This is a genomic window from Clostridium acetobutylicum ATCC 824 (assembly GCF_000008765.1).
Taxonomy (GTDB): Bacteria; Bacillota; Clostridia; order Clostridiales; family Clostridiaceae; genus Clostridium_S; species Clostridium_S acetobutylicum.
Genome location: NC_003030.1, coordinates 3,031,060 through 3,046,266 on the forward strand (window position 1 = coordinate 3,031,060; position 15,207 = coordinate 3,046,266).

Genomic DNA, 15,207 nt, shown 5'->3' on the forward strand with positions numbered 1-15,207 from the left:
CTTTTGCATATAGTTTTTATTTTTCGTGTGAATAATATACCTATTAACCATTAATTTTTCAATAAATAATTTTGAAAGGTATTTATAATTTATGTCATATTATATATAATTAAAAGTGCATTAATATTTTAAAATGTAGATCACTTATAGCACATTTTATTTCAAGACTAATATTGAAAGGTGAATAACAATGAAATTTTTAATTCTTTCGGTTTCGGCCGGCGGTGGACATATTCATGCTGCTTTTGCATTAAAAAAGTACATAGCTAAGTATCTAGAAGGTTCACAAGTTAAAATGCTGGATACCATTAAATATTTAAATCCATTTTTAGATAAAGTTCTTATAGGTGGTTACTTGAAGACCTTAAAAGTATCTCCAGCACTATTCGGCAAACTTTATAATTTTACTGAAAAGGATGATAATCTTGCTTCATTAAGTAATAAAATAAATGAATTTATGGCATACAAACTTATTCCTATAATAGAAGATTTTAATCCTGATGTAATTATATGTACACATCCATTTCCAACAGAGATGGTTTCTATATTAAAATCCAAGGAATCCTTAAAAACTCCTATGCTTTGTATCCTTACTGATTACGCACCTCACAGTTTTTGGATAAGACCACAAGTAAATTCATATGTGGTTTCAAATTCAGACATGGTAGATGAGATGGTTAGGCGTGGCGTGAATCGTGAAAATATTTATGATCTAGGTATACCAGTTGATCCAGATTTTATAAGGAACTTCGATAAAATAGAAACATTAAACGAACTAAATTTATCCTTAAATAAGAAAACAATACTAATAATGGGTGGAAGTCTTGGAATAGGTAAAATAGAAGATATCTATGAAGCTTTATCTAAATCAAGAGCAAATATTCAAATAATAATAATAACAGGTAATAACAAAAAGCTATATTCAAAACTTCTCGAATTAGCCGAAGATTCATATGTTGAGACAAGAATATTAGGCTATACAAGGGATGTTAACAGATATATGCAAGCATCTGATTTACTTCTTACTAAGCCAGGTGGATTAACTATAACAGAAGCTTTAATTTGTAGGGTTCCTTTAGCAGTCTTCTCACCTATACCAGGTCAAGAAGAAAAAAATGAGGATTTTCTTTTAAAACATAATCTTGCAATCAGCATACGTGACAGTGAAAATTGTCTAGGTATTATAGAAAGTTTAATATCTAATCCAGAATTACTTCAAGCAATGAAGGATAATTGCAATAAATTTTCAAAGCCTTCTAGCGGAAAAGATATATGTAATCTTCTAATAAACTTAATAAACAAAAATCAAAAAATAGACGTAAACAATGCAGACTATAGAAATTAATCTGCATTGTTTTTACTTTTATTTAAAATAATCACTTTTCCAACTTATTAATAACCTTTTTTACTTCTTCTACTATTTTAAATTTAACTTTAATCTTTCCATCATCTTTAGAATTACATACAACTTTATACTCTTCAGGGGTTAGCACTTTTTTCATTTCAGTGTCAGTTTTTTGCTCTTCTACCGCTCCTCTTGTTATGTCAGTAAAACACAGCGGCGGAAACATAACACACCACCAATTATGCCCTCTTGCTTGTCCAATAAGAATCCTATAAGCCTCATACTTTCCCTCCGGCAATACTATGTTACCATAACTTTTTACCGGGAAATCAACCTTTGCTAGCTCAGTATTTACTTTATACTGATATCCATTCTTTTTTATAACGGAATCTGCTATCCTTTTTATACTTGAGTCACTATTAAGTAACACCTTCCTTGACTGATTTATGTCTTTGCAATTTTGAAGCTTGGGCCTCATATAGTTTATAACTGCATCTCTAACCTTCAGTTTAAGGTTCTGGTCCGCATCTGAATCGCTGTTTGCAAGAACATGAAACCTAATAACCTTCTTAGCTATACTAATTTGAATATTATCCTTATTTAATCCAGAATCACTATATGCTAAAACATAGTTCATACTCATAAAAGTTATATAAAAAATCGCAAGTATAATTACAATAAAAATTTTCTTTTTCATAAATCTTCCTCCATTCATTTAAGATTATTTCCATTTTTCGCCTACTTATTCAGTAGCAGTTATAAATATAGAAAACAATTTATCCTATTCTTGTGTATGCCTTTTCCTTATATTACCACGTTATAATTCCTTTTTATGGCCATAATAATAAATGAAATTTATGAGTTTTATCTTACCTGCATTAACTTTCTACATTCACCTAATGCTTCAAATAAAAAAACATTTTCTTTTGAAGGTGATTTCATGATTAAATACAACAGTTTACCTTTAATAAAAAAAATATACACAAAAAAAACACCAGAAGAAATACGTACTATCAACGTGGCGCTTTTTTCAACACTTTTATTAGAAAGCGGTATTATATGTGACTTTTTAAGAAGCCGGCGAGAACATTTCCTAACCTATGTATTCTTAAGTATGGTAACAGTAAGCATATCAATATTTTTAATTCTGCTGTGGAAATTTTACGAATACCTGCTATTAAAAAGATGTGAATTAATAACATACATAGTGCGAGAGGGTGATTCACTTATAGCAATATCTCAAACATGCATGCCCGAGTGTAATCCTTGGAAAACAGCTTCACTAATCAGAAACATAAACAACATAAAAGACTTCATATATGTTGGACAAAAAATTCTAGTGCCTTCAAGGCTTTAAAATATTTTATACTTTGGTACATATTTTATAATAAGGTTATAAACATATTCTTTCATTTTTTGAGAATCTTCATATGTATAATAATCATTAATATTAGAAAATTTATATCCGAAAATATTTCCATACGGATTTAATTTTCTAATTCTTTTTAAATGTTCTTTTTTTACTCTAAAAGTATCAATATTTATATCCCTTATTTTTTGTTGATTCACAAAACTAAATATTTTATCTATAAACCTTTTGTAGATTTCATCAAAATTATTTATTTTCATTATTGGTTCAATAGAAAGTCTTATACGAACTCCTTTTGCTGCAGCTTCATTTATACTTTTAAGCCTGCTATTTAAACTTGGTACTTTAAATTCATATTTCTTAATAACTTCGTCAGGTAAAAGAGACCATGCAAATATAACATTATCCGGTATATCAAGATGACTTACGCTTTTAAAGTTAGCACTCTTAGTTCTTATTTCAATAAGCATATCCTTATTTCCCCTAGCTGCTTGTATCCACTTTTCGGCAAATCCAGTAAGTTTTTCAAATGCTAAAATATCAGAATCATATGAAATACAAATATATATTCTTTTATCCTTGCTTTCTTTTGCCGCTCGTTCTATAAAATCCTCTATATTTATAAATATTACTACATTACTAGATGGGTATAATCCTTTTAAATAACAATACTCACAGTCATATATACAATTTAAAATACTTGATGAATAGTAAAAGTTCTCTTGTCCAAAGTTTTCACACATATCAGAGCCATTATATATAAAATTACTTTTTGCTTTTGCAAGTATAAGCTTTTGAGAATACTTTTGAACATTAAAATTTTGTTTTGTTCTATTAAAAACATCCTTGTAATTATCTATATAAATAATTTTACTGTCGGGGAATTTTTCAATAATTTGCTTTGTTTTTTTTAAATTTTTTATTTCATTCTCCACATATATATGCGAAAATTTATTTTGCAAAATAGCTTTTTTGTTTTTACTTCCACATGCTCCCAATGAGGTTTGAAAAATATTTTCTCCCATCATTTTTAATCTTCACTTCCAAACTTAAAAATCCTTCAAAATCAAATTCCTTCCCATTTCTAATCTTATAGGCAACTGCAGCCTTTTTAAGCTGTATACTTTGACTTTCAGTTAACCTAAGTCTACTAACAATCTTCTCAATGTTTCCAGTACATACATCACTCAAAAAATTTTTTTCATGAAATATCCTCTTATAATTTTCAATATAAGAATTTATTTTTTCCATGCTTTTTTTTATTAAGTTCCTCACTAATTCTCCACTTACATTTACATTATTAGCATTGTCAGAAACTATTTTTATTAGAGCTATCTCATGCTTCTGAAAAAACTTTGATGCACTTTGAAAAAAAGCACTTCCCTCCATATCACATACGTCATCAACCTGACCGGTTGTAACAGGTATGGAAAAGGTTTGAAGGTTGCCCTCTTCAAAATCATGTTTTAATAAAATATCTGGATAAAATTCCTTATTCGTATCAACATCTTTAATCTTATTTATAAAAACGCACTCTCCTACAGTTCTACTTCTACTTCCGCATATACCTACATTTACAAAAAGATCCTTACTTAACTTTGATTTTAAACTTCCTATATATCCTACAGCACATGCAGCATTTATCTTACCTGTTCCACTGATTATAAGCTTAATCTCCTCAGAAGAAAAAATCTGAAAACTTGAATGAACAGCCTCCTTTCTTAATTTATAATAAGAAATTATACCTTCAGCCTCACCATAAAAACTACACAAAAAGTAAATCATAACCTATACCGTCCTTGTTATAAATACTTTATTATATTCCTTTTTCATTTCATAAAAATATTTTTCAGCTTCTTTAGTGTTATCAAAAAAAGAAAAAACCGTTGGTCCACTTCCACTCATCATTGTACCTATAGAGTTATATTCTAGAGCTTTCTCCTTTATTTCATTTATCTCCTTATATTTTACTGCTGTAACATTCTCCAAAACATTTACCATATTATTTACAACAAATTTAAAATGGCCATTATTTACAGCCTTTACTAGCCCTTCACTATCAGGATGCTTAACATCTAAACATTTGTCATACTCTGTATATACCATCTTTGTTGAAACTCCAAAGTCAGGCTTAACAAGTACAATTATCTTACCATTCATGCTTCTGAGCTTTGTTATCTTCTCTCCTATTCCTTCACAAAAAGCTGTACCTCCAACTATGCAAAAAGGGATATCAGCGCCTATTTTAACTCCTAAATTTATAAGTTCTTCATCTGAAACGTCCTTTTTAAAAATATCTCTCATAGCTTTAAGTACGGCTGCACCATCAGCACTTCCCCCTGCAAGCCCAGCTGCTACAGGTATTCTTTTATTTATATGTATACTTATTCCCTTATCAATTTTATATGTATCCATGAAAAGCTTAGCTGCCCTATAAGCTATATTTTTATCATTAGTGGGTATATTACGCCTATTTGATGTGATTTTTATTCCCTCATCTATGATTCTTATATCTAAAACATCATACAAATTAATGCTCTGCATTATCATCTTTAATAAATGATATCCATCTTCTCTTTTTCCTATAACATCAAGTGAAATATTAACCTTAGCGTAGGCTTTAACATTCATTTTCATCCCTCCAATTATAGATTATATTATATCATAGAACAAAAAATATATAAAAAATGTCTCAAAGTTATCAATTTTCTTAGTAACCTTGAGACACTTTGTTTTAGTATAAAATTATATAACAGCCCTTCCGGGTATTATCAACTTTTGACCTGGTGCTACAAGATTTTCATCCTCGATGTTGTTAGCTTTAACTATACTCTCAACAGTTGTAGCATAATTCTTTGCGATTTTCCAAAGAGAATCTCCATCTTGAATACAATATATAGTAATACTTGCTTTTTTCTCAGGAATTCCGTCCTCTGAGGGTTCTACATTTACTATAAAACTTCTATCATTTTCATAACTAACCTTTTGATCAAATGATATTAGTGATTTTATAGCTATAGTATTAGCCTCAAGCGTACTTTCAATATTCTCAATATTAGCTCTTACATCACAAACCATATCTATTTTGCATCCTTCTATCTCCGCTGAATTAGCGAAAGGAATATCCTCATTTAGAGCATATACATTATTATCTTTATCCGATGTTCTGTAAAGCACCGATACATTCAGTATCCCCTCTATAGAAACTTTGTTTTCAAATACCTTCTTATCAGTAACAATAACTTTCCCATATGCTGCAACTATTCCTGATGGATTTGGATACTCTGAAGGAACCTCTATATTTTCCTTTACTATAGTTTCTGAAAAAGCATGTTCTTTAATCATATTTATTCTATAATCTTTTTTCTTAACATCTAAAACTGTTTCTGGAGAATATACATCATCTATTGAGTTTATCTCCATTCTATTAATTACTTTAGCATCACATTTAACAATTGCCTCTGTAGATATTATTCTATTTTCTCCTAGGTCATCTTGTTTCACATTAAACTCATAAGCATCAACTCTAAAAATTGAATCATTGTCCATAGTAGGGTCTGAACCATCTATGCTTTCCTCTCCACTTATCTCAACATCATCTGAGATATAATTTATTTGTCCTGAATCCTTTGCCTTATACAATATTTCAACCAAAGCATTTGCATTTGCTTCTATTTTTCCATCTGATACTTTAACATTTTTTTTATGAACACTCACATCACATCTTAATATCTCATCTATCTGTTCTTTATCAGATGGTATTTGTATATTAGATTTTGCAATTAAATCAATAGTAGTTTTACCAATTATATTATCTATTTTAGTTTTATTTCTTAAAAATTGAACTTCCCCAATACCAACTACATCTTTTACCATTTCAATTTTTGACACTTTATTGACTTTTCCCTTTATTTCTATTATGCCCTGAACGCATATTTTCCTTTCATTTACAATATTGCAGTTCATATGTTCTACATATGGTTTTACATTGCAAATCATATCACGCTCACAATTAACTATATCTATATAATTAGAGAACTTAGAGGTATAGTTTACCCCATATACATCATTTTTTGAATCTCCCGTTCCTAAATATATTACATTAAATTCCACTTGCCCTTCCACATATACTTTATCTTGCATTATTTCTGTATTTATAATTTTGGGCTTTGCATCCACCATAAGTATCTGTTTTACATCCGGTCTAGTATCCGGTATAACATATTCCTCTTTAACAACAGTATCAACAATATTTTGTCCAACTGTTTTTTCGTATTCTATACTCTCCATCACCAATTCAGCTGCCATAGTTCACCCTCCTATAAATATATTTTTTGAATATAAACACACAATTTATCTGCATATTATAATCTATATAAACACGATTAAAAATATGATAGTTTTAAATATGTTTTTTATATTTATTTATTAAAAATTTATTATTATAGGAGTAAGGATACCTATTTTATAAGCAAATTCAAGGCATATTTATTCGACATATTATGACCACTTTCGCAAAATTGCTTAGCTTTTATCTATATAATTACAAAAAATAAACTTGACATTTTTAAATATCTATAGTAACATAGAAATTGGTTATTGACCATATAACCTCTCATAAATTCTCAATACCCTTTTATACCATAGTTGAAAGATGGATTCAAAGCCATCTTTCTTTTTTTATATTCTAAAAAAAAGAAAAACACAATATAATTACTATCATTATATTTTTAACAAAAATAAGTCCATAAATTAACTTATTGCAATTCCAATATCAATTAACAATAATGATCTTTTAAAATACAATAAAAAATAAAAGCGATACCATTAAATAGTATCGCTTTTTTTTAATCATGCACCAAAAACAATTTGCACTGATTTAGTTAACACATCTGAATAGCTATATGTCACAGTCCTTTGGGTGTCGCTCTCCAATCTAACTACAAAAATACTTGGATAAGTCTTTTCTATAACTCCATTATTAACAACAATCTTTTTTCTTCCACCATTTGATTTAAGTGTAACTTTCTCGCCAACATGATTTTCTATGCTAGCTTTAATTGAGGCCAAACCGTTTTGCCTTATCACAAATAACACCCTCTTTCAATAGTAACTATTATATAGCAAATTTACTATTTTGTCAAGGAAAACTACTATTTTACCAGTAATCTATAGGGATTGTCAAGGTTAATTTTTTATAAACATATATATCCTAAGTAATTTTATAGCGTCTAGCTTTTATTTTCTTGTCCATTAAGCCCTTTTACATTATATTACTTTCAAATTACTTAGATTTTATTTTTAATAAAATGTTACCTTTTTGAAAAAATTTATTAACGCTTTTTCTTATATGTATTTATAGTAATTTAACTATTAGCCGTAAAACTATAATTATTTCTTTTGAAAATTTTTTTAAAAAATGTAAATATCAATTTTCAGGTAAAAATAAGCAAAAGAATTAGCAATGCCCTATTAATATAAGGCATTTTTTTTATTTTATTAAAAAATTTCATATGTAATTTAAAGGGAGCATTGTAAAAATGATAAAATTTTTTTTAAACTTCTCCCTTTATATAATAACATAGGACTCCTAAGTCATTATATATATGATGATTTAGGATACCCTTCTCTGCACTTACCTCTTGTTTGAAGTCCCCCTATACCTTTTACTCCAGTTACCGTACCTTTAACTACCTCTTTTATATTCACTATATCTCCAACATTTGTATAAGCTACCTTTTCACATACAAAAACAGGATCCAAACAGTGAATTAAAACTCTCCCAGGAGAACTAGCATAATTTGCACCTGCATCTAAAATTCCCTCATAGCAGGATTGACATGCACCTGCAAAAATAACAAGATCATCATAACTTGGTTCATAATCTCTTAAATTTGAAACCGATTTGATAAAATATGATGAATTCCTGTAATTATTTATATCCATATAATTACGAGTATTTTTAACCATACCATCATGTCCTGTTACTACTACTATATCAGGTTTAACTACCTTAACTATATCTACTACTTTTTCCGGCTGCTCCTTTTCTAATATAACCTTACCTACCGCATCTATGGATAGCTGTTTATATACTTTTAGACATACCTCTAAATACTCAGAATCTCCATCTATATGCAGTACTTTCCCAGGTCTTGCAAATGTCATATTATTAATTCCTTCACTGCTATTTGACGTTCTCATTTTTTTTTTCTTATATGTTTTTTGTAAAATATTTTTACCTATTTTAATTGAATTTGATCTTTCTGTTATTATATCTCTTATGGACTTATTTATTGTTTCATTGAATACACTATCGACCTTTCCTTCATTACTTGCCTGAACAAGCCTTAAATCATCTTCAGGGGAATCAGCTATTATTCTAAGATTAACTCCTTTTAGGACACAATAATTTACTCCCTTATCATTTATTATGTCTATAATCTTAAATGTTATATCCTCTCCATAGGATTTTCTCACAACAAAATCTCCGATAACCAAAAAATCTCACCCCACAGTATTTTCACATAATATACTATGAAAGTGAGACCTCCACTGTTACATTTACTATTGGAGATTATATGCCTCTCTAAAATCTTCGATGAACTTAATGTATCTTTCTCTTTCCTCAATAAGTTCCTCCATTTTATTATTAAAAGTATTTTGTCCCCAATTTACTTCATTATAATAATACCTGTTAGCTAACCTCCAAAATCTTTGAGGAAATATTAAAAATGCATAAATAACACCATACTCATCGTCATCCAATTTTGAAATACTACTATAGGAATCTAAAATTAATTCGGCTGTTTTCATACTCCAATTAGATCTTTTTAGTACCTTTATCATAAAATTGGAAATATCATATGCTCTTAATTCTCTTTTGCAATAGTCAAAATCAATTACGTATACATTATCTTCATTATTTATTATTATATTATGATAAGTATAATCATGATGACAAAAACCTTTCTCTTCCTCAGCAACTGCACATAAGCTCTCATACTTTGAGTTTTTAAGTACATTCATAGATTTTATGCCTTGTTCTTTAAAGAAATCCACATTTTTAATGTAATTCATATCAAAATCTTTTTTATTGCCTTTCTTTCTTGCCATATCACGCATTTTATCCAATGCTTTAACCCTTTTTTCTATTAAGTGAGGCCACCTTCCTAAATCGCTTTTAAGCTTACTATTTTCCGGTGGCTCATACCCTTTTGAACATTCATGCATTTTTGCAAGAGTCTTTGATGCTTTAACTAAATCCTCTGTGTCATAAAAGCTGCATTCTCTTCCTTCTATCCATTCTGATAACGTATAAATATCTTCATTTACAAGTGCATATGGATTGCCTTCTGTGTTAAGACAATATTTATCTACATATTTAAAACCATTATTTATAAGATGTTCCTTTGCAGCATAAACAAACAATAATTTTTGTATACCGTAATTTATTTTCTTGAGACATTTGTTACCCTTATTCGTTTTAACAAAATATACACCTTTATTAGGCTTGATATATTCAATTTTTATATTGAACTGTCTCTCAATTTCAAATTCTCTCATCATTTCACATCACCTCCAATACATTAAATTTATATGTACTATAAAACCATTTTAGAAGAGAAAAATATCTTTTATACTGATGTCTATGTTTATGCCTACCATAATAATTATTAAATTTTCTTTAATTGGATACCAATTTTTTAACATAAGCATGTACCATAATTTCTTGATGATTAGAATTTTGGTATGTACTCAATTTAGGCTTCGCTTTAGTTTCTCCTTAGTGAAAACTGCTCTACTATAACCCTATGTATGTACCATAATTCTTTGATGATTAGAATTTTGGTACATACTTAGGCTTAGTTTCGCTTTTGGTTTTCACTGTACTGAAAACTGCTCTACTATAACCCTATGTATGTACCATAATTTCTTGGTGATTGAAATTTTGGTATGTACTCAATTTAGGCTTCACTTTAGTTTCTCCTTAGTGAAAACTGCTCTACTATAACCCTATGTATGTACCATAATTTCTTGGTGATTGAAATTTTGGTATGTACTCAATTTAGGCTTCACTTTAGTTTCTCCTTAGTGAAAACTGCTCTACTATAACCCTATGTATGCACCATAATTCTTTGATGATTAGAATTTTGGTACATACTTAGGCTTAGTTTCGCTTTAAGTTTTCACTGTACTGAAACTAGTTCGACTATTAAATTAAGCATGTACCATAATTTCTTGATGATTTAAATTTTGGTACATGCTTAATTTAAGTCTCACTTTAGTTTCACTATAATTAACACTTTTTTATTTATTTTAATATAATAAGATTGTAGTACTTTATATGGAGATATTTTATGAAAATAGGAATTGACGGCAGAGCAGCAAAGTGGTATCGCGGAACTGGTATAGGTACCTATACTTATCAACTTATAAGTCATATAAATAAATTAGATGAGGCTAATGATTATACTATATTTTTGCCAGATTCCTCAAATCTAAATTTCAAATTAAAGAATAACTTTAGTTTAAAAAGTATAAACTGCACAGCAAAAAATAATTTTTGGGATCAGGTTAATATACCTAATATAATAAAAAAGGATGATACAGAATTATATCATGTTCCTCAAAATGGCATTGGATTACCTTATAACAAAAACTGCCGTTTTACTATAACTCTTCATGATATTATTCCATATAAAATGCCGGAAACTGTTGGGAAAAAATACTTGAAAATTTTCGAGGAAGAGATTCCAAAAATAATTCCTCTTTGTGATGGTATTATAACTGTATCAGATTTTTCAAAGAAGGATATATCTGAATTTTTCAATTATCCTGAAAGTAAAATCTACGTAACTTATTTATCCGCCGAAGATATATATAGGCCAATTGAGAAATGCATATCAAAAGATATTATAAAGAATCTATATGGAATAGATAAAAACTATATATTATATGTGGGTGGTTTTAGTCCAAGAAAAAATATATCTGGAATAATACACGCCTTTAGTAAACTAAAAAAAACTACAAAAACAAATTTAAAACTTATTATTGCAGGAAAAAAAGGACTATCTTATCCTAATTATGTAGATATAGCTAAAAAACTTAATGTTTCATCTGATGTTATTTTTCCAGGATTTATTCCGCTTGAGTATATGCCATTTTTATATAATGCTGCTGAGTTTTTAATATATCCATCCTTTTATGAAGGTTTTGGACTACCTCCTCTAGAGGCTATGGCATGTAAAGTTCCTGTAATCACTTCAAATATAACATCTCTTTATGAGATATTTAATGGCTGTGCGCTTATAGTTAACCCTTATGATGTAGAAAAAATTAAAGATGCAATGGAAATAATGTATTTTGACAGTTCTGTGAGAAAAATTTATTCTGAAAAAGGCTTTGAATTTTCAAAAAAGCTGACCTGGAACAGCACTGCTATTTCAACAATTAAAGCTTACGAAAAAATTTCAAAAAATTAAATAAGTGAAGATTTTTAAAGCTTCACTTATTTTACTTATCTAAATTTTCAAATCTTCTTTAAAGTTTTTTAGAAATTCAACTCTATTTTCTTCATTTGCCATTTTTCTTTTCATTTTATTTATAAACTCTTCATTGGACCAGTCTTTTCGTTTTGTATAATAGCTTTTCACAATTTCATAAAAATCCTCCGGAAAACTCAACATTCCAAATAATACTTCCATCTCATTTTTACTAAGAGTATTTGACTTACAGTAATTTGATATAATTATTTTTGAATTGTCTATACTATAATTAAATACTTTCGCAGCTTTTGATATTATATTAGATAAATCGTGCACTTTTAAATCTATTATTGCATAATCAAAATCTATAAAATATGCTTCTTCATCTTTTATTATTATATTGTGATGTGCTAAATCATGATGGCACAGCACTATTTTATCTTCTTCGCTGCATAATTTATAATATTGACTTTTATTCATAATATCAATACTTTTATCAATTTGCTCTAAATAATAATCAACATTTTTTATAAAAATTTCATCAAATTCATTTAAACTTTCATATAAGTTTACCATCTTTTTTAAAAAGTTTACTTCTTCTTTTTTCCTTTTAAAACCTTTTATCATTTTTCCACATATATTTTTACTAGCAATTTTACTATACCTAAATCCCTCTGACGCACTATGAAGCTGTCCCAATCCAAATGAACTTATGCTTAAGTCAACTGGATTACTGAATTCACATTCTTTTCCTTCAATCATGTCCATAACACAATATAAGTCTCCATTTTTTATACAGTAGTATTCACCACTTTGTGTCTTATTAAAATCAATTATTCTATTAAATTCATTTTCATTCTTAATATAATTTACGGCTGCTAAAACAAATTTAAATTCTTCAATAGTATAGTCTATTTTTTTAAGTATCTTTTCACCCTTATCTGTAGATATTAAGAATGCTTTTCTAAGAGGCATTACATTATATACAGAAAAGTTAAATTCATTAAATAGCTCAACATCTAAATCATAACTTGCCAGTTCTTTTTCTCTATATGATTTTAAATCAAGCATAAGTTTACCTCCTAAATAATACTCTCCCCATCTTTTCTTATTGACTTAGCAAGTCTTTTCACGAATCTATCTTCAAGTGATTCATCACTGTTTCTTTCGTATCTTTCAACACACTTTATATATTCTGAAGGATATGATATAAGCGCTTTCATTAAGTTTTTACTCTCACTTTTTATATTCTCTGCTTCAATATATTTATCTATTAAGAGCTCAAAATTCAAATCCAAACTATTGCTCTTTAGCTTTCCAATAAATTTCACACCATCTATTTCAACCATATTAAAAGCTATATCACTATAATCAGCTAAAAAAATATTACCATTCTTCCATAGGTTTTCAAAGTAACAATTTCCAAGGCAAATATCATTATTTCTCATACTTCTTTTTATTATTTCCATATATTCATCATCATTAATGTGCCCAAGACATTTTTCACATCGTTCAATAACACTTTCGCAAGTATTTAAAAAGTATTCCTCAAACATAGTTAAATTGCTACTCTTCTTTTTCATATCAGCATACTTTTTTAATTTCTTTGCATGTATTTTATATTGCCCAACAAGTTTTCCAATTTTATTCTTTATAGTTTTTACATCCAATCCATTATATCCTCTAGCTATTCTGTGGAAGTCTGCTATAATTTGAATCTGCTCTATGGCCTTTTTTTCATCTATATCCTTCTTATCTATGTGATTAACGATATTACTCAGCCTTATACCATTTTCTTCAATGTAATCTATAAATGAAATGTCATCTAGGCTCCCCACAATATCACCTCTAATTACAAATATTTAAATTTCATAAAATCCTCTAAAAATTCTTGTCTTTCATCTTTATCTTTGTAAATTTTGTTTAATCTACTCATAAAAAACTCTTCTGTCCAGGGCTGCTTTTCCACATAATATTGAAGTCCAACCTGCCAATATCCTTGAGGAAATTCCATAAAAGACGCCATTATAGGTATATCATTATTTTCTATCTTATAGTCCTCATTATAGGTATTTAAAATAAATAAGCAGCACTTCATATCCCATAAGCCATTTTTCATTTTACGTATAAGAATACTTGATAAGTCATGAAGATGTGTATCCAGCATACAGTAATCAAAATCTATAATATGGGCTTTTCCTTCCTTATCTATTAATATATTATGATGAGCATAATCATGGTGACAAAACCCCTTTAACCTAAACTCTTCATTCATTTTGTTAACATATTCTGAGTTTTCTATATCCTGTATTGATTTATCTGCTTTAGAAAGCTCCTCCTCCATTAACTTCATATACAAATTATCAAATTCTGTTTTCTTCTCCTTATCACAAATTATTTTTTTAAATTTTAATATTTCGTCCTTTCTTCTCTTAAAATTTTCTCTCCAATTAAACCAGCCAACTCTTGGGTTCATGTTATCCGTAACTTCAAAACTTCTGCTCTTTAAATGAAGACTTGAAAGTGCTTTTACTGCAGTATAAAGATCTATAGGATTATCAAAATTGCATACTCTAGCATCCAACCATTCAGTAAGGTATACATAACAACTTCTGAACTTTATAAACTTCTCACCACTACTAGTAGGAATTATTTCAGGGATTTTATCAAAACCATTTTCTTTTAAATGCTCCATAGCCTTTACAATAAAGAGAACATGACCATAATCATAATGTATGCATTTTAGACAGTAATTTTTTGAACTGCTATTAACTCTATAGACGTTTTTTATTTTTTGGGAGGCTTCAGCGTTAATATTATAGTTATTTTTTAAAAATTCATTAATTTCTACACTATTCACAGTATTTCACCACTTAACCTAATCTCACACATTTATTATATGAGAATTTACTAAACTGTGTGATATAGGCTTTAATACCTCAGTCCATCTAAAATGCAATAATTTTATCACACATTTAACACTTAACTCTATACTATATTATAGG

14 protein-coding genes are annotated in these 15,207 nt (G+C 28.4%); 3 read left to right on the top strand and 11 right to left on the bottom strand.

What is annotated here, in order from left to right:
• Positions 1-190 precede the first annotated feature (190 nt).
• The gene (locus CA_RS14910; protein WP_010966180.1) at positions 191-1,345 is read left to right on the top strand and encodes an MGDG synthase family glycosyltransferase; all 1,155 of its coding nucleotides are present in this window, start codon (positions 191-193) and stop codon (positions 1,343-1,345) included.
• 31 nt (positions 1,346-1,376) lie between these two features.
• Here the strand turns inward: CA_RS14910 and spoIIR are convergent, their stop codons facing one another.
• On the bottom strand, positions 1,377-2,042 hold the full coding sequence (gene spoIIR / locus CA_RS14915; RefSeq protein ID WP_010966181.1) for a stage II sporulation protein R: 666 nt from the start codon (positions 2,040-2,042) through the stop codon (positions 1,377-1,379).
• Between the two features lie 243 nt (positions 2,043-2,285).
• Between spoIIR and CA_RS14920 the strand changes: the two genes are divergently transcribed.
• A complete protein-coding gene (locus CA_RS14920; protein ID WP_010966182.1) occupies positions 2,286-2,702 on the top strand; it encodes a LysM peptidoglycan-binding domain-containing protein in 417 nt (138 codons plus the stop codon).
• Here the strand turns inward: CA_RS14920 and CA_RS14925 are convergent.
• The 7 genes from CA_RS14925 to CA_RS14955 all read right to left on the bottom strand — a co-directional run bounded on the left by CA_RS14925 (position 2,699) and on the right by CA_RS14955 (position 10,283).
• Positions 2,699-3,742: an SPL family radical SAM protein gene (locus CA_RS14925; protein ID WP_010966183.1), complete on the bottom strand. Its 1,044-nt coding sequence runs from the start codon at positions 3,740-3,742 to the stop codon at positions 2,699-2,701. The genes CA_RS14920 and CA_RS14925 overlap by 4 nt on opposite strands.
• Complete coding sequence (locus tag CA_RS14930; protein WP_010966184.1) at positions 3,693-4,499, bottom strand: membrane protein; 807 nt, start codon at positions 4,497-4,499, stop codon at positions 3,693-3,695. The genes CA_RS14925 and CA_RS14930 overlap by 50 nt, the downstream gene beginning before the upstream one ends.
• A gap of 3 nt (positions 4,500-4,502) precedes the next feature.
• On the bottom strand, positions 4,503-5,345 hold the full coding sequence (gene ispE / locus CA_RS14935) for a 4-(cytidine 5'-diphospho)-2-C-methyl-D-erythritol kinase (protein WP_010966185.1): 843 nt from the start codon (positions 5,343-5,345) through the stop codon (positions 4,503-4,505).
• Positions 5,346-5,459: 114 nt separating this feature from the next.
• Positions 5,460-7,022: a DUF3794 and LysM peptidoglycan-binding domain-containing protein gene (locus CA_RS14940; RefSeq protein ID WP_010966186.1), complete on the bottom strand. Its 1,563-nt coding sequence runs from the start codon at positions 7,020-7,022 to the stop codon at positions 5,460-5,462.
• A 543-nt stretch (positions 7,023-7,565) separates the two neighbouring features.
• Positions 7,566-7,802: a Veg family protein gene (locus CA_RS14945; protein ID WP_010966187.1), complete on the bottom strand. Its 237-nt coding sequence runs from the start codon at positions 7,800-7,802 to the stop codon at positions 7,566-7,568.
• Positions 7,803-8,312: 510 nt separating this feature from the next.
• Entirely contained in the window at positions 8,313-9,215 is a 903-nt protein-coding gene (gene yabG, locus CA_RS14950; RefSeq protein ID WP_010966188.1) for a sporulation peptidase YabG, read from the bottom strand.
• A gap of 66 nt (positions 9,216-9,281) precedes the next feature.
• Positions 9,282-10,283: a CotS family spore coat protein gene (locus tag CA_RS14955; protein ID WP_010966189.1), complete on the bottom strand. Its 1,002-nt coding sequence runs from the start codon at positions 10,281-10,283 to the stop codon at positions 9,282-9,284.
• 791 nt (positions 10,284-11,074) lie between these two features.
• Here CA_RS14955 and CA_RS14960 point away from each other — a divergent pair.
• The gene (locus CA_RS14960; protein WP_010966190.1) at positions 11,075-12,199 is read left to right on the top strand and encodes a glycosyltransferase family 4 protein; all 1,125 of its coding nucleotides are present in this window, start codon (positions 11,075-11,077) and stop codon (positions 12,197-12,199) included.
• Positions 12,200-12,238: 39 nt separating this feature from the next.
• Here the strand turns inward: CA_RS14960 and CA_RS14965 are convergent, their stop codons facing one another.
• From CA_RS14965 to CA_RS14975, 3 genes are read right to left on the bottom strand one after another with little or no spacing between them, the layout of a single operon-like run.
• Positions 12,239-13,273: a CotS family spore coat protein gene (locus CA_RS14965; RefSeq protein ID WP_010966191.1), complete on the bottom strand. Its 1,035-nt coding sequence runs from the start codon at positions 13,271-13,273 to the stop codon at positions 12,239-12,241.
• An 11-nt stretch (positions 13,274-13,284) separates the two neighbouring features.
• Positions 13,285-14,040 (bottom strand): spore coat protein, encoded by a 756-nt coding sequence (locus CA_RS14970; RefSeq protein WP_010966192.1) that lies wholly within the window; start codon positions 14,038-14,040, stop codon positions 13,285-13,287.
• Between the two features lie 14 nt (positions 14,041-14,054).
• A complete protein-coding gene (locus tag CA_RS14975) occupies positions 14,055-15,062 on the bottom strand; it encodes a CotS family spore coat protein (RefSeq protein ID WP_010966193.1) in 1,008 nt (335 codons plus the stop codon).
• Positions 15,063-15,207: the final 145 nt, after the last annotated feature.

What these genes read in the sequence shown, in the direction of transcription:
- CA_RS14925 (WP_010966183.1), bottom strand. Translation starts at nt 3,742, where the DNA reads ATGATGGGAGAAAATATTTTTCAAACCTCATTGGGAGCATGTGGAAGT.
- CA_RS14960 (WP_010966190.1), top strand. Translation starts at nt 11,075, where the DNA reads ATGAAAATAGGAATTGACGGCAGAGCAGCAAAGTGGTATCGCGGAACT.
- ispE (WP_010966185.1), bottom strand. Translation starts at nt 5,345, where the DNA reads ATGAATGTTAAAGCCTACGCTAAGGTTAATATTTCACTTGATGTTATA.
- CA_RS14910 (WP_010966180.1), top strand. Translation starts at nt 191, where the DNA reads ATGAAATTTTTAATTCTTTCGGTTTCGGCCGGCGGTGGACATATTCAT.
- CA_RS14940 (WP_010966186.1), bottom strand. Translation starts at nt 7,022, where the DNA reads ATGGCAGCTGAATTGGTGATGGAGAGTATAGAATACGAAAAAACAGTT.
- CA_RS14930 (WP_010966184.1), bottom strand. Translation starts at nt 4,499, where the DNA reads ATGATTTACTTTTTGTGTAGTTTTTATGGTGAGGCTGAAGGTATAATT.
- spoIIR (WP_010966181.1), bottom strand. Translation starts at nt 2,042, where the DNA reads ATGAAAAAGAAAATTTTTATTGTAATTATACTTGCGATTTTTTATATA.
- CA_RS14920 (WP_010966182.1), top strand. Translation starts at nt 2,286, where the DNA reads ATGATTAAATACAACAGTTTACCTTTAATAAAAAAAATATACACAAAA.
- CA_RS14965 (WP_010966191.1), bottom strand. Translation starts at nt 13,273, where the DNA reads ATGCTTGATTTAAAATCATATAGAGAAAAAGAACTGGCAAGTTATGAT.
- CA_RS14955 (WP_010966189.1), bottom strand. Translation starts at nt 10,283, where the DNA reads ATGATGAGAGAATTTGAAATTGAGAGACAGTTCAATATAAAAATTGAA.